Source organism: Pararhizobium sp. A13, assembly GCF_040126305.1.
Classification (GTDB): Bacteria; Pseudomonadota; Alphaproteobacteria; order Rhizobiales; family Rhizobiaceae; genus Pararhizobium.
Genome location: NZ_CP149510.1, coordinates 1,472,487 through 1,494,501, shown reverse-complemented (window position 1 = coordinate 1,494,501; position 22,015 = coordinate 1,472,487). Strand labels below are relative to the sequence as shown.

Here is a 22,015-nt window from a genome sequence, read left to right as displayed (position 1 = left end):
TCATACGGGATCGCTGTCCCCATAGGGATCAGATAGCCCAAGACCGGCCAAAATGCGAGTCTCGAGACTCTCCATTCTTTCAGCATCGTTCTCTTCCATGTGATCATAACCGAAAAGATGCAGAAATCCATGCACCAGGAGATGGCTCAGATGCTCGTCGAAAGGCTTGTCGAGAGCCTGCGCTTCGCGCACCAGCGTTTCCTGGGCGAGGATGATATCGCCGAGCATCGGCCCCGGGATCTTGCCGGGTGTGAGTGGAAAAGCCGGGAATGACAGCACATTGGTTGGCTTGTCCTGACTGCGCCATTCCGCATTGATTTCACGGATGGAGGCATCGTCCGTGAACACCAGCGAGACTTCCGGCGGCATTTTCGGAAACGGCTGTTTTTCCTCCCGGTGGAGCAAATCGGCGGCCGCGCCAAGGACGCGCTCGCTCAAAGACTGGAGCTCGGCCTCGGAGGGCCAGGGGCCCTCCTCGACGCTGATCTGGATATCAAGGGTGGTCATGATTGGCTGCGGCCGCCTTTACCGGTCGCTCTGCTCGCTTTCGTCATGCACAGCAGTCGATGCCTCGTAGGCGCGGACAATGCGGGCGACCATCGGATGGCGCACCACATCGGCATCCTTGAAGCGGACGACAGACACGCCTTCGACGCCCCGCAGGATCTGCAGCGCCTCGACGAGGCCGGACTTGACACCGCGCGGCAGGTCGACCTGGCTGGGGTCACCGGTGACGATCATGCGGCCGTTTTCACCGAGACGCGTCAGGAACATCTTCATCTGCATTGCGGTCGTGTTCTGCGCTTCGTCGAGGATGACGGCGGCATTGGCGAGTGTGCGGCCGCGCATGAAGGCCAGCGGGGCGATTTCGATGACGCCGGCCGTGATCGCACGCTCGACCTTATCGCCGGGCATCATGTCGTAAAGCGCGTCGTAGAGCGGCCGCAGATAGGGATCGACCTTGTCCTTCATGTCGCCCGGCAGGAAGCCGAGGCGTTCGCCCGCCTCCACCGCGGGACGCGACAGGACGATGCGATCGACCGCGCCGCGCTCCAGAAGCTGGGCGGCATGGGCCACCGCAAGATAGGTCTTGCCGGTGCCGGCCGGGCCGACGCCGAAGACCAGCTCGGAACGTTCCAGCGCGCGGATATAGGCATCCTGTGTCGGCGTGCGGGCGGCAATGGTCTTCTTGCGGGTGGAAATCTGGGCGAGGTTCAACTTGGCTTTCTTTTCCAGGGTCGGAAGCTGCAGCTGATCATCCGCGGCAACTGCCATGCGGATGGCGCCTTCGACGTCGGAGACATCGACGGTGCTGCCGTTCTGCAGGCGGCCGTAGAGATAATCGAGCGCCCGGCGAGCCTGATTGGTGGCGACCATGTCACCCGAGATCGCAACCGAATTGCCGCGCGGACGCGCATCGATGTGCAGGCGCTGCTCGATCAGCTTCAGATTCTGGTCGAATTGGCCGAAAAGCTCACTGGCAAAGCGGTTGTTCTCGAAGGTGAGCACGAAGTGATTGACGTCTGTCGCGGATGTTTTCGACTGGCGCGGCGATGATGAGACCAATTCGTGTCCGTTCAAGCGGTCAGGCTCCTTGAGTTAGCGGTCCCTTAGCTTACCACCTCGGCAAACAGACTGTTAGGGCCCGCACCAGTGATTCGTACAGTGACAATGTCACCGATTTGCGATGACTTTGCATCAACATTCACCGACTGCAGCCAGGGCGAGCGGCCGATCAACTGGCCCGGCATGCGGCCCGGCTTCTCCAGCAGCAGGTCGATGGTCTTGCCGATGCACTGCTCGGCAAAGACCTGCTGCTGCTTCAGCAGCAAAGTCTGCAATCTTTCCAGTCGCTTGGCCTTCACGTCCTCCGGCACCTGATCTTCAAGATCGGCACCCGGCGTCCCCGGACGGGTCGAATACTTGAAGGAAAATGCCTGTGCATAACCGACTGTCTCGACGAGCCGCAGTGTATCCTCGAAATCCTCGTCGGTCTCGCCGGGAAAGCCGACAATGAAATCGCCAGACAGCGCAAGATCGGGTCGCGCCGCCTTGATGCGGGCAATCAGCGCGATGTACTCCGCCGTCGTGTGGCGCCGGTTCATCGCTTTCAGGATACGGTTGGAGCCCGACTGGATCGGCAGGTGCAGATAGGGCATCAGCTGCGGCAGGTCGCGATGCGCGGCGATCAGGCTGTCGTCCATATCGCGCGGGTGGCTGGTGGTGTAGCGTAAACGGGCGAGGCCCTCGATCGCCGCCAGACGGTGCAGAAGCTCACCGAGCCCCCATGTTTCGCCATTCGGGCCGGGGCCATGCCAGGCATTGACGTTCTGGCCGAGCAGCGTGATTTCGCGCACGCCGCCATCGACGAGCCTCTGCGCTTCGGAAACGATCTGGGTGACCGGGCGGGAGACTTCCGAGCCGCGCGTATAGGGCACGACGCAGAACGTGCAGAACTTGTCGCAGCCTTCCTGGACCGTCAAAAAGGCGGTGACGCCCCTTGCCCTGGTCTTTGCCTTGTCCGGCGCCGGCAGATGCTCGAACTTGTCCTCGATGGCGTAGTCGGTCTCGAGCACGCGCTCGCCGCGCTTGACGCGCTTCAGGGCTTCGGGAAGCCGGTGATAGGTCTGCGGGCCGATGACGAGATCGACGGCCGGCGCCCGGCGCAGGATTTCATCACCCTCCGCCTGGGCGACACAGCCGGCGACGCCGATCATCATTTCGCGGCCTTCGCCTGCCTTTTTCTTCTTCAGCTCGCGCAGGCGGCCAAGCGCCGAATAGACCTTTTCGGCCGCCTTCTCGCGGATGTGACAGGTGTTGAGCAGCACCAGATCGGCGTCTTCCATGACGTCGGTCGAGACATAGCCATCCTTTGCCAGCGCGTCCGTCATCCGGTCGGAATCATAGGCGTTCATCTGGCAGCCATAGGTCTTCACAAAAACCTTGCGGACTGCTGAGCTTTCGAGCGCCATTTCGGGCTTTGCGGACAAAACTGCTGTTTCCTGTGTCATGGGCGGTTCCATAGAGCAAAGAGGGGCAAAATTGAAGCCCTTTCGGCGTTCAGCGGCCGCGCAGCTTGAGCGCCAGCATGGAACGGATGCTCTTCTCCACCTGCCGGCTGACCGCCTTACGGTTGCTCTCCGGCGTATAGGTGATCTGTTCGCCGAAAATAACGTCCACATCGACGGCCCCCTCGTAAAGGATGCCAAGCAGATGCGGTGCCAGCGCGATATCGCCGGGCCAGGCTGCAATCGGCCGGTGGTAGCGTCCCATCGGCATGCCGTGAATGCCGGTATAGGCGATGGCAACCGGCTGGACATGCACGACACCCGTCGGGGACAGCGGCACGGCGGACGCCGCGGCGCCGAACAGCGATGTCTTGATTTCGAGCAGCCGGTTGCCGTCGGACGTCGTGCCTTCGGGAAACAGAACGACGATCTCGCCATCGGCCAGCCGCTTGCCGATCTCGTTGACCTGATTGCCGGTGGTGCGCTTCTGGTCGCGTTCTATGAAAATCGTCTTCTGGAGCCGGGCGAGCACGCCGAAGACCGGCCAGGCCTTCACGTCCGACTTGGCAACGAACACCACGTCGGCGATCGAGCCGAGAACGAGGATATCCTTCCAGCTCGCATGGTTTGACACCAGCATCAACGGTCGCTGACGGTCCGGCATGCCGTGGACGCGGACCCGGATGCCGACCAGGCGGCAGGCCATTCGGTGCCAGAGACGCGGAAGCCTGCGCCGCCGCGGCGTATCCAGCCAGAGAAAGACCAATTGCATCGGGAGCAGGACGAGCGTCGCGACAAACAACAGTGTCATGCAGAGCGTGACGCGCAGCCAATTGATCACGCGCGCAAACTCCACGCCCGCAGCCGGACGGCGGTGCGGCAGATATCTCGATCCCTGATCGTCTGGTCGGCGTGGCGGCGCAAGCGCGTCCCTCATTCAAAGGCAGTACGGCTAGCCAAGATCGAGGCGCATGACAAGGGCTGCTGTCCTGTTGCCACCGGCACCCTGATAATAGGCCCGTCTTTTGCCGACATCGACAAAACCGAGCTTGCGATAAAGGCCAATGGCAGCAACATTGGTTTCATCGACTTCGAGGAAGACCGCCTCTGCCGCCTGATCACGCGCCTCGCGCAGGGCTGCCCGCATCAGCCGCCAGCCGAGGCCCAGGCGCGAAAAACGCGGATCGACGCCGATCGTCAGGATTTCCGCCTCGCCGGCGGCGACGCGCGACAGTACGAAGCCGCCGGTCAAAGGCCGCGCAGAGGCATTGCTCTGGCGTGCGATAAACCCGAAGACAGTATCCTGAACCAGCAGCGAATGCAGTTCGCCATCGCTCCACGGGGATGTGAAGCGCAACTTGTGAATGGCAGCTGCCTTCGGCAGGTCGTCCGCTTCCAGCGTGACGATTTCGAACTCGGGTTTGCGGATAAAATAGTCAGTCAGCGACATCTTACGCTCTTACGCCCGCGCCACGGCAAAGCCGGCCTGCGGCCTCACGTCCGGCCCGCGCAAATACAGCGGGCTCGGCTTGCCCAGCGACGGATCGGCAACGACACCAAGCCGTGCCACAGTACCGATATCGGCGACGTCGATCTGTGCCACATCCGGCAAGGGAGCATCGGTAAGATGCCGGGTGGCGGAGCCGCAGATGACGCCGTCGAACCCCGCGAACATGTGCCGCGCATCGCCAAGCTCGACGATCTGCGCCTCGGTCCGCGGAGCGCCGGCCGCCTCGAATATCTGGCAATAGAGTTCGTCACGTTTCGCATCCATTGCGGCAAGGACCGGCCGTCCCGGATGCTTCTCAGCCGCGGATTTGGCAAGCGCTGCGAGGATGGAAACACCGACGGAAGGCACACCCAAGGCCAGAGCGAAGCCACGCGCCGCGGCAACACCGACCCGGATACCGGTGAAGGAGCCGGGACCGATGGTGACGGCAATGCGATCGATGTCAGAAAGGGTCTTGCCGCTTTCGGCAAGTGCCTGATCGATGAAAGCCAGCAGTTGCTCAGCATGACCACGGCCGATATCGGCGCCGGCAGATGCCAGTACCTTATCGGCGGTGCTGTCATAAACGGCTGCAAAACAACCCGTCCCAGCCGTATCGATGGCCAGAACGATCATGGATGTTGAACTCTAACGCATAGTCGCGGCACAGGTTTACGCTCGCTCAGACGGCCTCGACCGCCTGCACTTCGGGAATGAAATGGTGCAACAGGTTCTGCACCCCATGCTTCAGCGTCGCCGTCGAGGACGGGCAACCGGAGCAGGCGCCTTTCATGTTGAGGAACACCGTACCGTCACGGAACCCCTTGAACGTAATGTCGCCGCCATCCTGGGCAACGGCGGGGCGCACGCGGGTTTCCAGCAGCTCCTTGATCGTCGCGACGATGGTTTCGTCGCCTTCCTCGAAGAACTCGCCGTCCTGGTCGCTTTCTTCAGCGCGGGTCTGCACCGCCATGACCGGCTGGCCGGACATGAAATGCTCCATGATCGAGCCGAGAATGGCCGGCTTCAGATGCTGCCACTCCTGATCTTCCTTGGTCACGGTGATGAAATCGTAGCCGAAATAGACGCCAGTGACGCCGGGAATCATAAACAGCCGGGAGGCGAGCGCCGAACCGGCTGCGGCTTCTTCCGCATCGCGGAACTCCGCCGTGCCGTTTTCCATCACCACCTTGCCGGGCAGGAATTTCAGCGTCGCTGGGTTCGGGGTGGCTTCCGTCTGGATGAACATGTCTTTCTCCGCGTCGGCCGGGATGACGTTCAACCAGCCTGTTTAGAATTATTCAAAAGAATATAGGCGGTTTGAACAACGGCTTCAAGATGCGCCAGGGACCGTTTCCGGCCCGGAAGGATGAAAACGGCTGATGCTGCTTTCAGCTCAGCGCGTCGATTTCCGCGTCAGTCAGAATGTCCGGTATCACGGTCACCGGGATCGGAAATGCCGCCGTCTTGCCGGCGATCGAGGATACCAGCGGCCCCGGACCATCCTTGGCAGAACCGGCCGCAAGCACGAGGATCGCGATGTCCCGGTCTTCCTCGATCAGGCTGTAGATCTGCTCGGTTGCGCTGCCTTCGCGAATCACCATTTCGGGCTCGATGCCGATCGTCTCGCGCACCGTCTGCGCAATCTTGGCGAGCGTTGCCTCGGCCTCTTCACGCGCTTCTGCCCGCATGATGCCTTCGACGCCCAGCCATTGCTGGAAATCGCCGTCGGCAATGACGTACAGAAGAACCATGCCGCCATTGGAATTCTTGGCCCTCATGCCGGCATAGTGAACGGCCCGGCTGCATTCCGGCGTATCGTCGATTACCGCCATAAACTTGCGGCGGTGACCTTCCAGTCTTGAGAGTCGTGTTGAAACCATAGCGGGACTCTTACACCCGATATTTTTGGCTGCAAGGTTTCTTTTGCGGCGAATTATTGCAGAAAGCCGACGATTTCCCGGACCTGTTTCATGGTCACTTCCGCCCGCGCCCGGGCCCGTTCGCCGCCATCGCGCAGGATGCCGTCGATGTGGGTCGTGTCATCCATCAGGCGGCGCATCTCGCCCGAGATCGGCGCGAGAACGTTGACCGCCAGATCCACCAACGCCGGCTTGAAGACCGAGAACTGCTGGCCGCCAAACTCCTCCAGAACCTGGCTCTTGGTCCTGTCGGCAAGGGCCGCATAGATGCCGACGAGGTTGTCCGCTTCCGCGCGCCCCTTGAGGCCCTCGACCTCGCCCGGCAATGCATCCGGGTCCGTCTTTGCCTTACGGATCTTCTTCGAGATCGTATCGGCATCATCCATCAGGTTGATGCGCGACAGGTCGGAGGCATCCGATTTCGACATTTTCTTGGTGCCGTCGCGCAGGCTCATGACGCGGGGCGCCGGCCCGTCGATCAGCGGCTCGACCATCGGGAAATAGGCATGCACCGGCTCTTCGCCGACCTTGATGTCGACGCCGTAGTCGGTCTTGCGGATATGCTCCATGAAGTCGATGTTGAACTTCATCGCGATATCGCGGGCAAGCTCCAGATGCTGCTTCTGGTCATCCCCGACCGGCACGTGCGTGCCGCGGTAGACGAGGATGTCGGCGGCCATCAGGCTCGGATAGGCAAGCAGGCCAAGCGACATCTGCTCGGCGTTCTTGCCGCCGGACTTGTCCTTGAACTGCGTCATGCGTTCCATCCATCCGATGCGGGCGACGCAATTGAAGACCCAGGCGAGCTCCGCGTGCTGCGGCACAGCCGACTGGTTGAAGACGATATGCTTCTTCGGGTCGATGCCGGAGGCGATGAAGGCGGCGGCGATCGAGCGAATCTGGTTGGGCATGTCCTCATGGACGAGCTGGGCAGTGATCGCGTGCAGATCGACGACGCAATAGATGCAGTCGTTATTCTCCTGCAGCGCCACGAACTTGCGGATCGCGCCGAGATAATTGCCGAGATGGAGATTGCCTGTGGGCTGGACGCCGGAAAAAACGAGCGGCTTGAAGTCTGACATCGTGTCCTCATTCGGGCTTGTGGAGGGCCCGGCCTCTGTTGCTGTTGGCGGGCTTATGCACACAGGTGTGGCGGTGATCAAGAGGCGAGCCGCGGTGTTTTGGCTTTCGCCAGCGCAAGCGTCCGCCAAACGACGTAGCCGACCTGCCGATCCTATGCCCGCAAACTGGCGGCAAGGCTTTGATTCTTCATGCCCAAGATGGAATTTTATCCTCTAATATTCCTACCGTGTTAATAAAGAAGGCCGAATTACGGGCTACCACTTTCGAGGTATAGGTAGAAAATTTCATAAAATTGCTTCATTTAAGATGAATTTCCCAACCCGCCACCGTGGCCAAGGTCGTTCTGTTTTACCGCGCAAATCGAACCGCGCGGCGAACCGACATTTGCGTGCGCCCCCATCCGGAAGCGGATGTTGAACGGGCTCATGCCAAGGGGATTGCCATGCGTAACCTGCTCTGGATTGCTCTTGCATGCCTGCTGACCGTTTCCAGCTTTGCCACGGCCGATGCCAAAGATGGCCGGGTGCGTAAAGTCAAGCTCCCTGCGTATAGCAGGTCTGCTGCCTACACCATCCAGACAGTATCCGTCAGGACGGGCTGCTTTTCTCCCCGTCTCGAGGGCATATTGGCGCATATTGCCATGAAAACCGGACAGCGCCCGCTGGTGACGTCAGGTCACCGCCCCCATGCTCATCGCCGGGGTTCGCTGCACCGACTGTGTCAGGCCGCAGATATTCGCGTGCCCGGAGTGTCGGAAAGCAGGATCATCGCCGCAGCGAGAACGGCGCCGGGCATCGGCGGCATCGGCCGCTATTGCAACGGTATCGTTCACGTCGATACCGGCCCCCGGCGCCAGTGGGTTCATTGCGGAAGAGCACGCGGCGGCATTCTCAGTGCCAGACGCCGGTCAGCAAGGCGCGCCTGACGCGGCGCGACTTCAGGCCACCGGCTGAAGCAAATCCCACATATTGCCGAAGGGATCGGCAAAGACCGCGACTGTTCCATAGGCCTCGCGGCGCGGTTCCTCCAGAAACCGGACCCCTGCCCCGAGCATCGCCGTGTGGTCACGGCCGAAATCGTCGGTGAACAGAAAGAAGCCGACCCGGCCGCCCGCCTGGTTTCCGACGGCCGCCTGCTGCTCAAGGCTATCGGCCCTGGCGAGCAGCAGCGCCGTTTCCGTGGCGCCTTTCGGACGCACCAGCACCCAGCGCTTGCCGTTACCAAGATCGGTGTCTTCCAAGACGTCGAAGCCGAGCACATCGCAATAGAAGGCAATGGCCGCATCATAGTCCGGGACGACAAGTGCAACGCGCGCGATCATCTGCTTCATGGGTGCGACCTTCAGATATCGGCGGGCGGGGCTGGTTTGGCGCCGGCTTTCCGCTTCAAATTCCGCCGGATCATGCCGAGATCGGCACCGCCGATCAGGAAGGCGACGGCGAAATAGACGATCATCGAGACGGCAATCAGCAGGCTGAGCGTTGCAACCTTCGTCAACAGCGACGCGCCGGAGGCGAGCGATACCGCAAAGACGTCGCGGAGATAATAAAGCACCCCACCCATGATAGCCGCAGAAACAATGAGAAGAGCTGTCCGGCGCATAAGCGCCCATTCCCAAACGAGATGGCCGCGGCGCAGCAGCGTGACGAAGAGCAGGACGGTGCTGAGCCAACCGGCCGTCGCTTCGGCGATTGCGATGCCGGGTGCCCCGAGACGCGGGAACAGGGTCAGGGCTGCAGCGCAATTGACGGCGACGGCGACGACGGAAAAGCGCATCGGCGTCTTCGTGTCCTCGCGGGCGTAAAAGCCAGGTTGCAGCGCCTTGATCAGGACGAAGGCCGGCAGGCCAATGCCGTAAATGGCGAGGATCGAGCCGACGATCTCGGTGTTCTGCTGGTGGAAGGCGCCGCGTTCGTAGAGCACGCGGATGATCTCGTCGGAGAGAATCCAGAGCGCGAAAGCCGCCGGGATCGTCAGGAACAGCACGAATTCGATTGAACGGTTCTGCAGGTTTCCGGCTTCGCGCAGATTGCCGCCCTTGAGCGCGCGGGACAGTTCCGGCAGAAGCACCACGCCGACGGCGATGCCGACGACGCCGAGCGGCAGCTGATAGATGCGATCGGCATATTGCAAGGCTGCGATGGCGCCGTCCTGGGCCGAGGCGATCGCCTGGCCGATCAGCTGGTTGATCTGGGTGATGCCGCCGGTGATCGCGGCAGGTACGGCAAGGATCAGCAGGCGCTTGACGTTGGGCGTGAAGCGGGGAAAACGCAGGCCGATGCTCATGCCGGCGTGGAGAACGCCGAGATAGACGACGGCAAGCTGCAGGATGCCGGCCGCCAGCACACCCCAGGACAGATACCAGGCGGTCGCCAACGGGTCGGCGCCGGTATAGAGCGCGTAGAACAGCGCACCGATCATCACAACATTGAGGAAGATCGGGGCGACGGCGGCGGCGAAGAAATGATGCAGCGAGTTCAGCATGCCGCTCATCATTGCGGTCAGCGACATGCACATCAGGTAGGGGAACATCACCGCCGCCATGCTGACCGTGATGCCGAACTTCTGCGGATCGTCGGCAAAGCCCGGCGCGATGACGAAGCGCACCAGAAGCGGCATGGAAAGCTCCATGACGATGGTGAGGATGAAGAGCACCGAAAAGAGCACGCCGAAGACTTCTTCGGAGAAGCGCTTGGCGCCGTCAGTCCCGTTCGCCTCGATCTCTTTGGAAAAGAGCGGCACGAAGGCGGCATTGAAGGCGCCCTCGGCAAACAGACGGCGAAAGAGGTTCGGGAAGCGGAAAGCGGCGTAGAAGACGTCGGCCATGGGCCCAGTGCCGAGGGCTGCCGCCATCAGCGTTTCGCGGGCGAAACCGAAGATGCGGCTGCCGAGCGTGGCACCGCCGACCGTCATGAATTTCCGGACGAGGCTCATGAATCCGCCTTGGTTTTTCTGGGAGCGGCCGCCGGACGCTGGGTGTTCTGCGGCGCGATCATGCCCGACGGCATGCGGTCTCTCATCTCGTCGGCCTCGTCCGACATGACGGCCTTCAGCCTGGCCACGATATTGCTGTGGCGGGCCTCATTGGTGATCTTCTGGCCGACGAGGTCGGTGACGTAAAAGGTATCGATGACCTTCTCGCCGAAGGTGGTGATGTGCGCGGAGGCGATATCGAGCGAAAGGTCGGACAACACGGCCGTGATCTCCGACAGGAGGCCGGTGCGGTCGAGGCATTCCACCTCGATGACGGTGAACTTGTTGGAGAGGCTGTTGCTGATGGTGACGGCCGGCGGCACCGTGAAGGCCTTGTTGCGCTTGCGGTGCTTGGTCCGGCTGGCGATCACCTCCGGCAGCCGCTTCTTGCCCGACAACACATCCTCGATCATCTTGCCGATGCTGGCGGCGCGGCGCGTCTCGTCGTCATCGTTCGGGAATTCGCGGTTGACGAGGATCGTGTCCAGTGCCCGCCCGTCGGACGTCGTGAAGATCTGCGCGTCGACGATGTTGGCGCCGGCCGCGGCACAGGCGCCGGCGATGACAGCCAGAAGGCGCGGATGGTCGGGCGACAGCACGGTGATTTCCGTGATGGCGTGGAACTGGTGGGTCCTGACCATCGTCGCCAGTGCCCGGCCGGCCTTGTCGGCCTCACGGATGAAGCGGGCGTGGCGGAGCTGATCCTCCAGCGGCACGGAGAGCAGATACGGCTGGTAGTGCAGCTTCGTATAGGTTTTCCGGTCCTTCTGGCTCCAGTCGGACAGCGCGTTGTAGAGCACGTCGGCGGCATGAGCGGCGCGCTCCTTGCGCGGCAGATCGGAAAAGCCGCCGGAGAGGAGCAGTTCTGTTTCGTAGTAGAGGGTGCGCAGAAGCTGACCCTTCCAGCCGTTCCACACGCCCGGGCCGACGGCACGGATGTCGGCGATCGTCAGCACGAGCAGCATTTTCAACCGGTCGAGCGACTGCACCCTTTCGCTGAAATCGATGATCGTCTTGCGGTCGTTGAGATCACGCGTCTGGGCGACCATCGACATCGTCAGATGCTCCTCGATCAGCCAAGCAACCGTTTCCGTCTGTTTCGGCGTCAGGCCGAAGCGCGGGCAGAGTTTGCGCGCAACCTTGGCACCGGCGGTGGAATGGTCCTCGGGGCGCCCCTTGGCAACGTCATGGAGGAGCACGGCCACGAACAGCGCGGTACGATCCTCGACGTTCGGCATCAGCTTGACGGCAAGCGGATGCAGCTCCTCGTCGCGGCCCTGGTCGATGCGCGACAAGACATCGACGGCGCGCAGGAGATGCTCGTCTACCGTATAGTGGTGATACATGTTGAACTGCATCAGCGAGACGATCTTGCCGAATTCCGGGATGAAGCGGCCGAGCACGCCGGCCTCGTTCATCCGCCGCAGGATCAGCTCCGGCTGGCGGCGCGAAGTCAGCATCGAGATGAAGAGCCGGTTGGCCTCCTCGTTATCGCGCACGGCCTGAGTGATCAGGCCGAGCGACCGGGTCACCTGCTTCAAGGCGGCCGGATGGAACTCCAGGCCATTGATATCGGCGACATGGAAGATGCGGATCAGGTTGATCGGATCGCGCTTGAAGATATCAGAGCTCGCGAGCGCGATGCGCCCACCGTCATCGACGAATTCCAGAGTGCCGGCGATCTTGCGGACACGGTGCGTGAAACGGCTGAGCGCCGCGGTGAACCCCGGAAGCTGTTTGGCCTGCTGGTCTTCGAGCGCTGCGCAGAAGATGCGGGTGAGATCGCCGACGTTCTTTGCCACCAGGAAATAGTGCTTCATGAAGCGTTCGACGGCGGTCATGCCGGGGTGATCATGATAGCCGAGGGCTTCCGCGATCTCGCGCTGGATGTCGAAGGACAGCCGCTCCTCGGCCTTGCCGGTCAGGAAATGCATATGGCAGCGTACCGCCCAGAGAAAATCATCAGACTTCTGGAAAAGCTCGTATTCCTGGCGTGAGAGAACACCGAGTTTGACCAGGTCGGCCGAATCCTTGACCCGGTAGAAATATTTGGCGATCCAGAACAGCGTGTGGATGTCGCGCAGGCCACCCTTGCCTTCCTTGACGTTCGGCTCAACCAGATAGCGCGTGTCGCCGGCCTTGCGGTGGCGCTCGTCGCGCTCGGCGAGCTTGGCGGCGATAAAGTCCGGACCGGTGTTCTTGACGATTTCGCTGTCGAACCGGGTTTCCAGTTCGTCCGCCAGCTCGCGCGACCCGCAGATGTAGCGCGATTCGAGGATTGCGGTGCGGATCGTCATATCGCCGCGCGCCAGTCGGACACACTCGTCGATCGTGCGCGTGGCGTGGCCGACCTTGAAGCCGAGATCCCACAGGATATAGAGCATGAACTCGATCGACGGCTCGGCCCAGACGGCCTTCTTCACCGGCAGCAGGAAGAGAAGATCGATATCCGAGCCAGGCGCCAGCGTGCCGCGGCCATAGCCGCCGACGGCTGTAACGGCGATGCGGGCCCAGGGCTGCGCATTGGCGGCGTCGAAAACCTCGTTCAGAACGAAGTCGTGCAGGACGGTGATCAGCTGGTCCTGCAGCCAGGAAATCCGCTCGGCGCATTTGAGACCGCTGCCATCCTGCTTGAGCAGTTCATGGGCGTTTTGACGGCCGTCGAGATTGGCCTGCTTGAAGGCGGCGAGCAACGCCCGGCGCATCAGGTCGCGTTGCTCCGCATGCGCTGAAGCGATGAAACTGCACTTGGCCCTCAGCGCTGCGACATTCAGGATATCGGGAAATGAGGTGTCGTGTATGGTCATCAAATGCCGACCGTGTTCCTGTCCGGCGGGCTCAACGAGCCGCTGCTTGTGCATGCGCTATAGACCTTTTGTCCGAGAATGCACAGGACTGTAGCGTTCAAGAATTGCCAAGTTGTTTCTTCAGCGCATAAAGCGCATCCATCGCTTCGCGCGGCGTCATATCATCCGGATTGAGGCTTTTCAAAGCCTCTTCCACCTTGGACGGGCCGACCGTCATCCGCTCCTCTCGTCGGATCGCCACCTGGAACAGCGGCAGGTCGTCGATCAGCTGGCTCGCCGGGTTCTTGCGGTCGGCATCCTCGAGCTTTGCCAGCACATCCTTGGCCCGCGCCACGACGGAGGCCGGCAGGCCGGCAAGCCGGGCGACCTGGATACCGTAGGAGCGATCGGCGGCGCCCGGGCCGACTTCATGCAGGAAAATGACGTCGCCGTGCCATTCCTTGACCCGCATGGTGGCGTTGGAGAGCCGCGTCAGCTTTTCCGACAGCACTGTCAATTCATGGAAATGCGTGGCGAAAAGGCCGCGGCATCGGTTGGCTTCATGCAGATGTTCGACGGCGGCCCAGGCGATCGACAGACCGTCGAAGGTGGCGGTGCCGCGGCCGATCTCGTCGAGGATCACCAGCGAACGATCGGTCGCCTGGTTGAGGATGGCGGCCGTCTCGACCATCTCGACCATGAAGGTGGAGCGGCCGCGGGCCAGATCGTCGGAAGCGCCAACGCGGGAAAACAGGCGGTCGACAATGCCGATGTGAGCGGAGGCGGCCGGCACGAAACTGCCCATCTGCGCCATGATGGCGATCAGCGCGTTCTGTCGCAGGAAGGTCGATTTACCGCCCATGTTGGGACCGGTGAGCAGCCAGATCGCCCCGTCGCCTTCACCGTCATGCGGCGACAGATCGCAGGTGTTGGCGACGAACGCCGTCCCCGACTGGCGACGCAGCGCCTGCTCGACCACCGGGTGACGTCCGCCGTCGATCGCAAACATCTTCGACTGATCGACCAAAGGGCGGCAATAGGCCTGCTCCTCGGCGAGTGTCGCGAGACCGGCCGAGACGTCGACGACCGCGAGCGCGAGCGCCGCCGCCTTGATCGCCTCGGCTTCCGCTACCACGGCGGCGGTCATCCTATCGAAGGCCTCGATCTCGATCGACAGAGCCCGGTCGGCTGCATTGGCGATCTTCGTTTCGAGATCGGACAGTTCCGTCGTCGTGAAGCGCATGGCATTGGCCATGGTCTGGCGGTGGATGTAGCGCGCCCGGGCTTCGGGACCATCGGTCATCGGCCCGGCATTGCCCTGAGTCACCTCGATAAAATAACCCAGCACATTGTTGTACTTGATCTTCAGCGACTTGATGCCGGTTTCCTCGGCATAGTTCAGTTGCAGACCGGCGATGACGCGGCGGGACTGGTCGCGCAGTGCCCGCATCTCGTCAAGCTCGGGGCTCGCACCATCGCGCAGGAAGCCACCGTCTCGCTTCAGCAGGGGAAGCTCGTCACCGAGCACCGTTGCGAGTTTCTGCACGAGCTCGCCCGGCAGCGCCCTCAGCGCCTGCAGCGAGGCGACCAGTTCCTCGGAAAGATTTCCGCTGCCAAGCAGCCCCGCGACTTCAGCCGCCGCCTGGCAGCCTGCCAGGATGGCGCCGAGATCGCGCGGACCGCCACGGCCGAGCGAGAGGCGCGACAGCGCGCGCGGCATGTCCGGCACGTGTTTCAGCGCGGAACGCAGGTCGCTGCAGAAGGCGGGCTGATCGGAGAGCGCGGTGATCGAATCGAGCCGGGCATTGATCCGCTCCGGATCTGTCAGCGGCGACATCAGCCGCTCGGCAAGCAGCCGGGCGCCGCCGCCGGTCACGGTCCGGTCGAGCGCCTTCAGGAGCGTGCCGTTGCGGTCGCCGGACTGCGTCTTGACGAGTTCCAGATTGGCGCGGGTAGCCGGGTCGATGAACAGGGTCGAGGCGGCACTTTCGCGTTCCGGCGTGCCGAGCGGCGGACGCTCGGCGAACTGGGTCTTCTCGACATAGGAAATCGCGGCCGAGGCGGCGGCGAGTTCGGCGCGGGAAAAACTGCCGAAGCCATCGAGCGTCTTCACGCCATAATAGCGGGTGACGCGGTTCTCCGCCGTCGCGCTGTCAAACAGGACGCCGGGTTGCGGAACGGCGACGCGGCCGAGAATTTCGATGACGGGCCGCATCTCCGGGTCATGGAAGACGGTATCGGCGAGAATGAGTTCGCGCGGCTCGATGCGCAGGATATCGGCGAGCAGCCGGGTCTCCGTCGTTTCGGCGAGCCGGAAGACGCCGGTGGAGATATCGATCCAGGCGAGCGCGATTGCCGGCTCCGAGCTGCCGCGAATGCGGGCGAGCGCCATCAAATAGTTCGATTCAGACGGCGAGAGCAGCTTGTCTTCGGTGATCGTGCCGGGCGTAACGAGGCGCACCACGTCGCGCTTGACGACAGACTTGGAGCCGCGTTTCTTGGCTTCAGCCGGGTCTTCAACCTGTTCGCAGACGGCGACGCGGAAACCGAGACCGATCAGCTTCTGGAGATAATCGTCGGCAGCGTGCACCGGCACGCCGCACATCGGGATTTCCTGGCCGAGATGCTGGCCGCGCTTGGTGAGCGTGATGCCGAGTGCGCGCGAGGCCTCGACGGCGTCCTGAAAGAACAATTCGTAGAAATCGCCCATGCGATAAAACAGCAGCGAATCCGGATTGTTCGCCTTGATCTCGATGTACTGTTCCATCATCGGCGTGGCCGTGGCACGGCTTTCCTCCGTCGCCAGTTGAACGGCGGTGAGAACCTCGGCGTTGCGGGTGATTGGCTCGGCTATAAAAGTCATGGTGGTCCCAAAAAAGTGGTGCCACACTATCCATGCGCGTTTATAGAAGACAACAACAAAGCGGCGCTTTAGCGCCGTCGCCCACAAAAGGTTGGAGGACCCATGCCGGCAAACGACAAGAGCAGTCGCAGCACGACCAGCGTAACGGACCAGGAAGCGCTCGACTTCCACTCCCAGGGAAGGCCGGGCAAGCTCGAAATTTCTCCAACCAAGCCCATGGCGACACAGCGCGACCTGTCGCTTGCCTATTCGCCTGGTGTCGCGGTTCCGGTGAAAGCGATCGCGGCGGATCCCGCAACCGCCTATGACTACACGACCCGAGGCAACATGGTGGCCGTCATTTCCAACGGCACCGCCATTCTCGGCCTCGGCAATCTCGGCGCACTGGCTTCAAAGCCGGTGATGGAAGGGAAGTCGGTCCTGTTCAAGCGCTTCGCCGACGTTGATTCGATCGACCTCGAAGTCGATACGGAAGACGCCGACGAATTCATCAATTGCGTGCGGTTCCTCGGCCCCTCCTTCGGAGGTATCAATCTGGAGGACATCAAGGCGCCGGAATGCTTCATCATCGAGCAGAAACTGCGCGAGATCATGGATATCCCCGTCTTCCATGACGACCAGCACGGCACGGCGATCATCGCAACCGCAGGCCTCATCAACGCGCTACAGCTGACAGACCGCGATCTCAAGACCACACGGCTGGTGTGCAACGGCGCAGGTGCGGCGGCCATTGCCTGCGTCGAGCTCATCAAGTCGATGGGTTTTGCACCCGAAAACATCATCATGTGCGACACGAAGGGCGTCATTTATCAGGGCCGCACCGAAGGCATGAACCAATGGAAGTCCGCGCATGCGGTCAACACCGACCGGCGTACGCTCGAAGAGGCGATGGACGGCGCGGATGTGGTGCTCGGCCTCTCGCAAAAGGGTGCCTTCTCGGAGGCGATGATCCGCTCCATGGCGGCGAAGCCGATCATCTTCGCCATGGCCAATCCTGATCCGGAAATCACGCCGGAGGAGGTGTCTGCCATTCGCGACGACGCGATCATGGCCACCGGCCGATCCGACTATCCGAACCAAGTCAACAATGTGCTGTGCTTTCCCTACATGTTCCGCGGTGCGCTCGACGTCCATGCCTCGACCATCAACGAAGCCATGAAGATTGCGGCGGCCGAGGCCTTAGCAAACCTTGCCAAGGAAGACGTCCCGGATGACGTGGCGGCGGCCTATCAGGGCAACCGGCCGCGTTTCGGCCCGCAATACATCATTCCCGTACCCTTCGATCCGCGCCTTATCTCGTCCATTCCAGTCGCGGTGGCAAAGGCCGCCATGGAGAGCGGCGTTGCCCGAAAGGCTATTCCGGATCTGGCCGCCTATGGCCGTCAGCTTTCGGCTCGCCGCGATCCGATCGCCTCGACGCTGCAGCGAATCTATGAGCGCGTCCGCCGTCAGCCGAAGCGGATCGTCTTTGCCGAAGGCGAAGAGGTTCAGATGATGCGCTCGGCACTCGCCTATGTGAACCAGGAACTCGGCACGGCTCTGCTTCTCGGCCGTGAAGAGCAGATGCGGGATATGGCCGAACGCGAGGGCATCGACCTCGACCGGCCGGGCATCCAGATCGTCAATGCGCGCATTTCCAAACGCACCGGCGCCTATACGGACTATCTCTACGCCCGCCTGCAGCGGAAGGGCTACCTGTTCCGCGATGCCCAGCGCCTGATCAACAACGACCGCAACCACTTCGCCGCCTGCATGGTGGCGCTCGGCGACGCCGACGGCATGGTGACGGGCATTACCCGCAACTATTCCACCGCGCTGGAGGACGTGCGCCGCTGCATCGATCCGAAACCGGGACACCGCGTCATCGGCGTGTCGCTGGCGCTCTGCCGCGGCCGCACCGTGCTGGTTGCCGATACCGCCGTACATGATATGCCCTCGGCAGAAGAACTCGCCGATATCGCAGAAGAAGCGGCGGGTCTCGCCCGCCGGCTCGGCTATTTCCCGCGCGTGGCGATGCTTGCCTATTCGACCTTCGGCCACCCCTCCGGCGAGCGTTCGGAGCGGGTCCGCGAGGCCGTCAACATCCTCGACAAGCGTCGCGTCGATTTCGAATATGATGGCGAAATGGGTGCGGACGTGGCGCTCAACGCCCGGGTGATGGAGCAGTATCCGTTCTGCCGCCTCTCCGGTACCGCCAACGTGCTCGTCATGCCGGCATTCCACTCCGCTTCGATCTCAACGAAGATGCTGCAGGAACTGGGTGGATCGACCGTCATCGGGCCGCTGCTCGTCGGCCTCGACAAATCGGTTCAGATCGTTTCGATGGCCGCCAAGGATTCCGACATTGTCAACATGGCGGCACTTGCCGCACACAACGCCGGCAGCTGATCGCAGTAAAAACCGACAAACGAAAAAAGCCCGCTCGGGAAACCGGAGCGGGCTTTTTCATGCGATATGTCGATCTTGATCAAAATACTCAGGACGAGCCTGCTGAATACTTGTTACGCAACACTGGGAGGTCTGATCAAAAAGCTGCCACTCACAAGCAAACTGTATTCAAGAATGCTGCACTGCGTCAAGATTATTTTGCGACCGCGAAGAATTTTTCGATCAACTGGCGAACCGGCCAGCATCAGCCCCGTAATAGTTGAGGTAACGGCCGGAGATATTGGTGATCGGCAGGACGATCAGCACGTCCGTCGTGCGGAAGGCATGATCGACGACAGCACCCTTGCCGACCATGGCGCCGAGGCGCATGTAGCCCTTGATCAGCGGCGGCAGGGCGGCGAGCGCCTTGCGCATGTTGATCGCTTCTGCCGGCATCAGATCCATGGTGCGGAACAGTTCCGGACGAGCCGAGACGTCCCATTCCTCCCGCACCACCATGTTGTGATGCAGGAAGGAGAGCGCCAGTGCGTGCTCTTCCGGAATGACACCGGGAAAGGAACCGCAACCGAACATCGCATCGACACCGTATTTCAGCGCATAGGCCCAGTTGCCCTGCCATAGAAGTTCGACGGTGCGCTTGGTGCGATATTCCGGCAGGACGCAGGACCGGCCAAGTTCCATGAACTTCTTGTCGGGGTGGCGTTCCAGCAGGGAACCGACGGAAAATTCGGAAGCCGAGTAGAAGCCGCCCGTCCTGGCTGCAACATCCTGGCGAAGCAGCCGATAGGTGCCGACGATCTGGTCTTCCGGATCGCCCTCGATCGACGTGTCGAGCACCAGCAGATGATCGCAGACGAGGTCCCACGCATCAGCATCGCGCTTGCGGCGGTCGGCATCCTGCGGGATCTGCGCCTTCATTTCTTCGACGAAGACCTTGTAGCGCACGGACTGAGCGGCATCGATTTCCGACGCATTGCGGGCAAGACGTGTTTCGAGATTTCCAATACGGCCGAGCACATCCGATGCTGGGGCACTGACGCCCCGGACACGGGTCTGCGGCTGGTCAGCCACGATCACCAGATCCAAAGGTTCGATTGTCATTGCGCGTCATCCTGGTCTCTACAATCCTGCCTGGCTTAAACCACGTTTCTGCGACAGGATAGTGACATTGGAGCTACAAGCAAAGACCGGCCATCATTGATCGAGCAATCGGCCGATTTCCGCGGTCAGCGCCTTCGGGTCGGCAGGCTTCGAAAGGACCGCGCTCGCCCCGGCGGCCAGTAATTTCTCACGGGTACCGACCTCTGTATCGGAGGTGAGCACGATCACCGGAACGGCCCTCCTTCCGGACTGGCGCTCCTCCTCGCGAACCCGTTTCAGCATCGAAAGTCCGTCGCCGCCGGGCATGTTGAGATCGGTGATGATCAGTTCCGGGGCGATGCGGATCGCCGCCGGCGCATCAAACAGGGCGACAGCGAGCGCTTCGAAATCCCCGACGACGCGCACGGAGTGACCGGCGCGCTCCAGAACCGCGCGGACCATAAAGGCGTTGACCGGATCGTCTTCCGCCAGAAGCACGCCGCCTTCGACCGGCTTTTCGCGCAAGGCTGGAACGTCCCGCAGCACCGGCCGGTTGTCGTTGATGGCGTCGCGCACTTCCATTCCCTTCATGCGGCCCCGCAGGACCGCGACCAATGACTTTTCCCGCAGCGGCCGAATGAGCCATGCATGATAGCCGTCCATCTGGTTGATCGGCCGACCGTTGCGTTCTTCCGGATTGACGAGATAGGTCTTGCGCAGCTTCTGCTGCTCAAGGCTTGGCATCCCCGCCAAGAGCTGCCGGAACTGCGCGGCATGCCGGTGATCGACGATGATGTCCGTCAGCAATGTTGCCGCCGAAAGCGCATCAACGGCGACTGCCTGCGCCTCTTCCAATGTCTCGACGCATTCGCAGAAGCCGCCAAGAGTTCTGATTGTCGAAGCCAACGCCTTGGAAACAGGGCCGGCAGGCGCCATCACCAGCACCCGCGAGCCGGAAAGAACGCCTTTCCTGGCGCACGCGGCGGCACTGAGATCGCAGCCGAGGGCGGGAAAGCGGATTTCGAAGGTGCTGCCTTTGCCTGGAACACTGGAGACCGTCAGAGAGCCGCCGAATTCTTCCATGATGCGCCGCGAGATCGCCAAACCGAGACCGGAACCGCCGGAACGCTGGGCATTGCCTCCCGCCTGCTCGAACTCGTCGAAGACACGGGCCTGCTCCTGTGGCGTCATGCCCGGGCCGCTGTCATCGATTCGGATGACAATGGTCTCGCGCTCGACCGAAGTACTGACGAGAACACCGCCGGTGTGCGTGAACTTGACGGCGTTGCCGACGACATTGAACAGAACCTGGCGCAGGCGGGCCGTGTCGAAATCCATCAGGCCCGGCACGTCCGCGGTGACGGTGGCGCCGATTTCGATGCCCTTTTCATGCGCCCGGTGCGACAGCATCTCGACGACGCTTTCGATCGTCTCGCGCAGCGGCTCCGGCGTCGGGCGAAGCTCAAAGCGGCCAGCCTCGATCGAGGAGAAATCGAGCAGATCATCAACCAGTTGCACCAACGCATGGCCGGACTGGGACATGCCGGCGAGATAGTTTTTCTGCTCGCTGGTCAGCCGCGTCTGGCTGATCAGGTCGCTCATGCCGAGAATGCCGGACAGCGGCGTGCGGATTTCATGGCTGACCATTGCGAGCAGCCGCGACTTCGCCTGGCTGGCGATCTCGGCCTTGCGGCGTGCTTCCTCGCGTTCACGGGCAACCCGGCTTTCCTCGGTAACGTCGCGGGCGATGCTGTGCAGCATGAACACGCCGCTCGCCGGCTCGCGGGCGATGACGTCATGCCAATCGAACAGCTTCACGCCGGAATCGGTAACAACCCGCACGCTGTAGTGATTGGGGCCGGCCGCCGGTTCGAAGTCGATGCCGAGCGCCTCGCACGTCATGCCCTCCGGCTTATGCCAACCCGTCAAGCGGCAAAAGACGGTATTGGCCTGGACGATCTTGCCGCCCGGCTCGCGGATGATGGCGATGTCGCCGAGTGCGTCATGGATGGTGGAGAGAAGCTGCGATGTCTCGCTACGCTCCCACCGTTTGTCCTTCGCCCTTTCTTCCCGGGCACGGCCATGGGCTGCAGCGGGGCGCGCGACGGAACGATACCAATCCCTGAGCAGCAGAGCGGCACCCGTGACGCCGGCGCCGGCAAGGCCCGCAGACAGCAGGTAAAAGCCTGCGTCGATGCCGGCACCCAGAATGGCGGCAGAGCAAAGGAGGCCCGTAGCGGCTAATGCCGGCTTCAGCGCCGGAAATTTTTCCTTGGGCACATAAAAGCAGGCGTCCGGCGGCAGGGGATCGTCATCCGCCGCGGAATGGGACGCGCCGTTCTGCCCCAGCGTGCGGCCCGGCGCGCTGAACTCGGCTGCAATCCGCTTCTTGAGGTTTGGCAGGTCGCTCATGACGCCTGCCT

17 protein-coding genes are annotated in these 22,015 nt (G+C 62.1%); 2 read left to right on the top strand and 15 right to left on the bottom strand.

Going from position 1 to position 22,015, the window contains the following annotated elements; translation table 11 throughout:
- The 9 genes from ybeY to trpS all read right to left on the bottom strand — a co-directional run bounded on the left by ybeY (position 1) and on the right by trpS (position 7,501).
- The gene (gene ybeY / locus WI754_RS07190; RefSeq protein ID WP_349437012.1) at positions 1-507 is read right to left on the bottom strand and encodes an rRNA maturation RNase YbeY; all 507 of its coding nucleotides are present in this window, start codon (positions 505-507) and stop codon (positions 1-3) included.
- 18 nt (positions 508-525) lie between these two features.
- The gene (locus tag WI754_RS07185) at positions 526-1,581 is read right to left on the bottom strand and encodes a PhoH family protein (protein ID WP_349437011.1); all 1,056 of its coding nucleotides are present in this window, start codon (positions 1,579-1,581) and stop codon (positions 526-528) included.
- 29 nt (positions 1,582-1,610) lie between these two features.
- Entirely contained in the window at positions 1,611-3,011 is a 1,401-nt protein-coding gene (miaB, locus tag WI754_RS07180; RefSeq protein WP_349437010.1) for a tRNA (N6-isopentenyl adenosine(37)-C2)-methylthiotransferase MiaB, read from the bottom strand.
- Positions 3,012-3,060: 49 nt separating this feature from the next.
- Complete coding sequence (locus WI754_RS07175; RefSeq protein WP_349437009.1) at positions 3,061-3,849, bottom strand: lysophospholipid acyltransferase family protein; 789 nt, start codon at positions 3,847-3,849, stop codon at positions 3,061-3,063.
- A gap of 111 nt (positions 3,850-3,960) precedes the next feature.
- A complete protein-coding gene (locus WI754_RS07170; protein ID WP_349437008.1) occupies positions 3,961-4,458 on the bottom strand; it encodes an N-acetyltransferase in 498 nt (165 codons plus the stop codon).
- Positions 4,459-4,467: 9 nt separating this feature from the next.
- Positions 4,468-5,133, bottom strand: a complete 666-nt coding sequence (gene tsaB, locus WI754_RS07165; protein WP_349437007.1) for a tRNA (adenosine(37)-N6)-threonylcarbamoyltransferase complex dimerization subunit type 1 TsaB — start codon at positions 5,131-5,133, stop codon at positions 4,468-4,470.
- A 46-nt stretch (positions 5,134-5,179) separates the two neighbouring features.
- Positions 5,180-5,746 carry a NifU family protein gene (locus WI754_RS07160; protein ID WP_037125436.1) on the bottom strand — a complete coding sequence of 189 codons (567 nt, stop codon included), beginning with the start codon at positions 5,744-5,746 and terminating at the stop codon, positions 5,180-5,182.
- Positions 5,747-5,888: 142 nt separating this feature from the next.
- Positions 5,889-6,380, bottom strand: coding sequence for a universal stress protein (locus WI754_RS07155; RefSeq protein WP_349437006.1), 492 nt, complete (start codon positions 6,378-6,380; stop codon positions 5,889-5,891).
- A gap of 53 nt (positions 6,381-6,433) precedes the next feature.
- Positions 6,434-7,501 carry a tryptophan--tRNA ligase gene (gene trpS / locus WI754_RS07150; RefSeq protein ID WP_349437005.1) on the bottom strand — a complete coding sequence of 356 codons (1,068 nt, stop codon included), beginning with the start codon at positions 7,499-7,501 and terminating at the stop codon, positions 6,434-6,436.
- 443 nt (positions 7,502-7,944) lie between these two features.
- Here trpS and WI754_RS07145 point away from each other — a divergent pair, with 443 nt between their 5' ends.
- Positions 7,945-8,427 (top strand): D-Ala-D-Ala carboxypeptidase family metallohydrolase, encoded by a 483-nt coding sequence (locus tag WI754_RS07145; protein ID WP_349437004.1) that lies wholly within the window; start codon positions 7,945-7,947, stop codon positions 8,425-8,427.
- A 12-nt stretch (positions 8,428-8,439) separates the two neighbouring features.
- Here the strand turns inward: WI754_RS07145 and WI754_RS07140 are convergent, their stop codons facing one another.
- From WI754_RS07140 to mutS, 4 genes are all read right to left on the bottom strand, one after another.
- Complete coding sequence (locus tag WI754_RS07140) at positions 8,440-8,832, bottom strand: VOC family protein (protein WP_349437002.1); 393 nt, start codon at positions 8,830-8,832, stop codon at positions 8,440-8,442.
- A gap of 11 nt (positions 8,833-8,843) precedes the next feature.
- Positions 8,844-10,436: a murein biosynthesis integral membrane protein MurJ gene (gene murJ, locus WI754_RS07135; protein WP_349437001.1), complete on the bottom strand. Its 1,593-nt coding sequence runs from the start codon at positions 10,434-10,436 to the stop codon at positions 8,844-8,846.
- Positions 10,433-13,282 (bottom strand): [protein-PII] uridylyltransferase, encoded by a 2,850-nt coding sequence (locus WI754_RS07130; protein WP_349436999.1) that lies wholly within the window; start codon positions 13,280-13,282, stop codon positions 10,433-10,435. The genes murJ and WI754_RS07130 overlap by 4 nt, the downstream gene beginning before the upstream one ends.
- A gap of 97 nt (positions 13,283-13,379) precedes the next feature.
- Positions 13,380-16,124, bottom strand: coding sequence for a DNA mismatch repair protein MutS (mutS, locus tag WI754_RS07125; RefSeq protein ID WP_349436998.1), 2,745 nt, complete (start codon positions 16,122-16,124; stop codon positions 13,380-13,382).
- Between the two features lie 102 nt (positions 16,125-16,226).
- On the opposite strand from mutS, the gene WI754_RS07120 reads away from it, so the two are divergent.
- Positions 16,227-18,512, top strand: a complete 2,286-nt coding sequence (locus tag WI754_RS07120) for an NADP-dependent malic enzyme (protein ID WP_349436997.1) — start codon at positions 16,227-16,229, stop codon at positions 18,510-18,512.
- A 222-nt stretch (positions 18,513-18,734) separates the two neighbouring features.
- On the opposite strand, the gene WI754_RS07115 is transcribed toward WI754_RS07120, so the two are convergent.
- On the bottom strand, positions 18,735-19,613 hold the full coding sequence (locus tag WI754_RS07115; protein ID WP_349436996.1) for a GNAT family N-acetyltransferase: 879 nt from the start codon (positions 19,611-19,613) through the stop codon (positions 18,735-18,737).
- Between the two features lie 93 nt (positions 19,614-19,706).
- Positions 19,707-22,004 carry an ATP-binding protein gene (locus WI754_RS07110; RefSeq protein WP_349436994.1) on the bottom strand — a complete coding sequence of 766 codons (2,298 nt, stop codon included), beginning with the start codon at positions 22,002-22,004 and terminating at the stop codon, positions 19,707-19,709.
- Positions 22,005-22,015: the final 11 nt, after the last annotated feature.

Bases quoted from the DNA above. Each gene is read 5' to 3' on its own strand.
- ybeY (WP_349437012.1), bottom strand. From the start codon at position 507: ATGACCACCCTTGATATCCAGATCAGCGTCGAGGAGGGCCCCTGGCCC.
- miaB (WP_349437010.1), bottom strand. From the start codon at position 3,011: ATGACACAGGAAACAGCAGTTTTGTCCGCAAAGCCCGAAATGGCGCTC.
- WI754_RS07170 (WP_349437008.1), bottom strand. From the start codon at position 4,458: ATGTCGCTGACTGACTATTTTATCCGCAAACCCGAGTTCGAAATCGTC.
- tsaB (WP_349437007.1), bottom strand. From the start codon at position 5,133: ATGATCGTTCTGGCCATCGATACGGCTGGGACGGGTTGTTTTGCAGCC.
- WI754_RS07160 (WP_037125436.1), bottom strand. From the start codon at position 5,746: ATGTTCATCCAGACGGAAGCCACCCCGAACCCAGCGACGCTGAAATTC.
- WI754_RS07155 (WP_349437006.1), bottom strand. From the start codon at position 6,380: ATGGTTTCAACACGACTCTCAAGACTGGAAGGTCACCGCCGCAAGTTT.
- trpS (WP_349437005.1), bottom strand. From the start codon at position 7,501: ATGTCAGACTTCAAGCCGCTCGTTTTTTCCGGCGTCCAGCCCACAGGC.
- WI754_RS07145 (WP_349437004.1), top strand. From the start codon at position 7,945: ATGCGTAACCTGCTCTGGATTGCTCTTGCATGCCTGCTGACCGTTTCC.
- WI754_RS07140 (WP_349437002.1), bottom strand. From the start codon at position 8,832: ATGAAGCAGATGATCGCGCGCGTTGCACTTGTCGTCCCGGACTATGAT.
- murJ (WP_349437001.1), bottom strand. From the start codon at position 10,436: ATGAGCCTCGTCCGGAAATTCATGACGGTCGGCGGTGCCACGCTCGGC.
- WI754_RS07130 (WP_349436999.1), bottom strand. From the start codon at position 13,282: ATGACCATACACGACACCTCATTTCCCGATATCCTGAATGTCGCAGCG.
- mutS (WP_349436998.1), bottom strand. From the start codon at position 16,124: ATGACTTTTATAGCCGAGCCAATCACCCGCAACGCCGAGGTTCTCACC.
- WI754_RS07120 (WP_349436997.1), top strand. From the start codon at position 16,227: ATGCCGGCAAACGACAAGAGCAGTCGCAGCACGACCAGCGTAACGGAC.
- WI754_RS07115 (WP_349436996.1), bottom strand. From the start codon at position 19,613: ATGACAATCGAACCTTTGGATCTGGTGATCGTGGCTGACCAGCCGCAG.
- WI754_RS07110 (WP_349436994.1), bottom strand. From the start codon at position 22,004: ATGAGCGACCTGCCAAACCTCAAGAAGCGGATTGCAGCCGAGTTCAGC.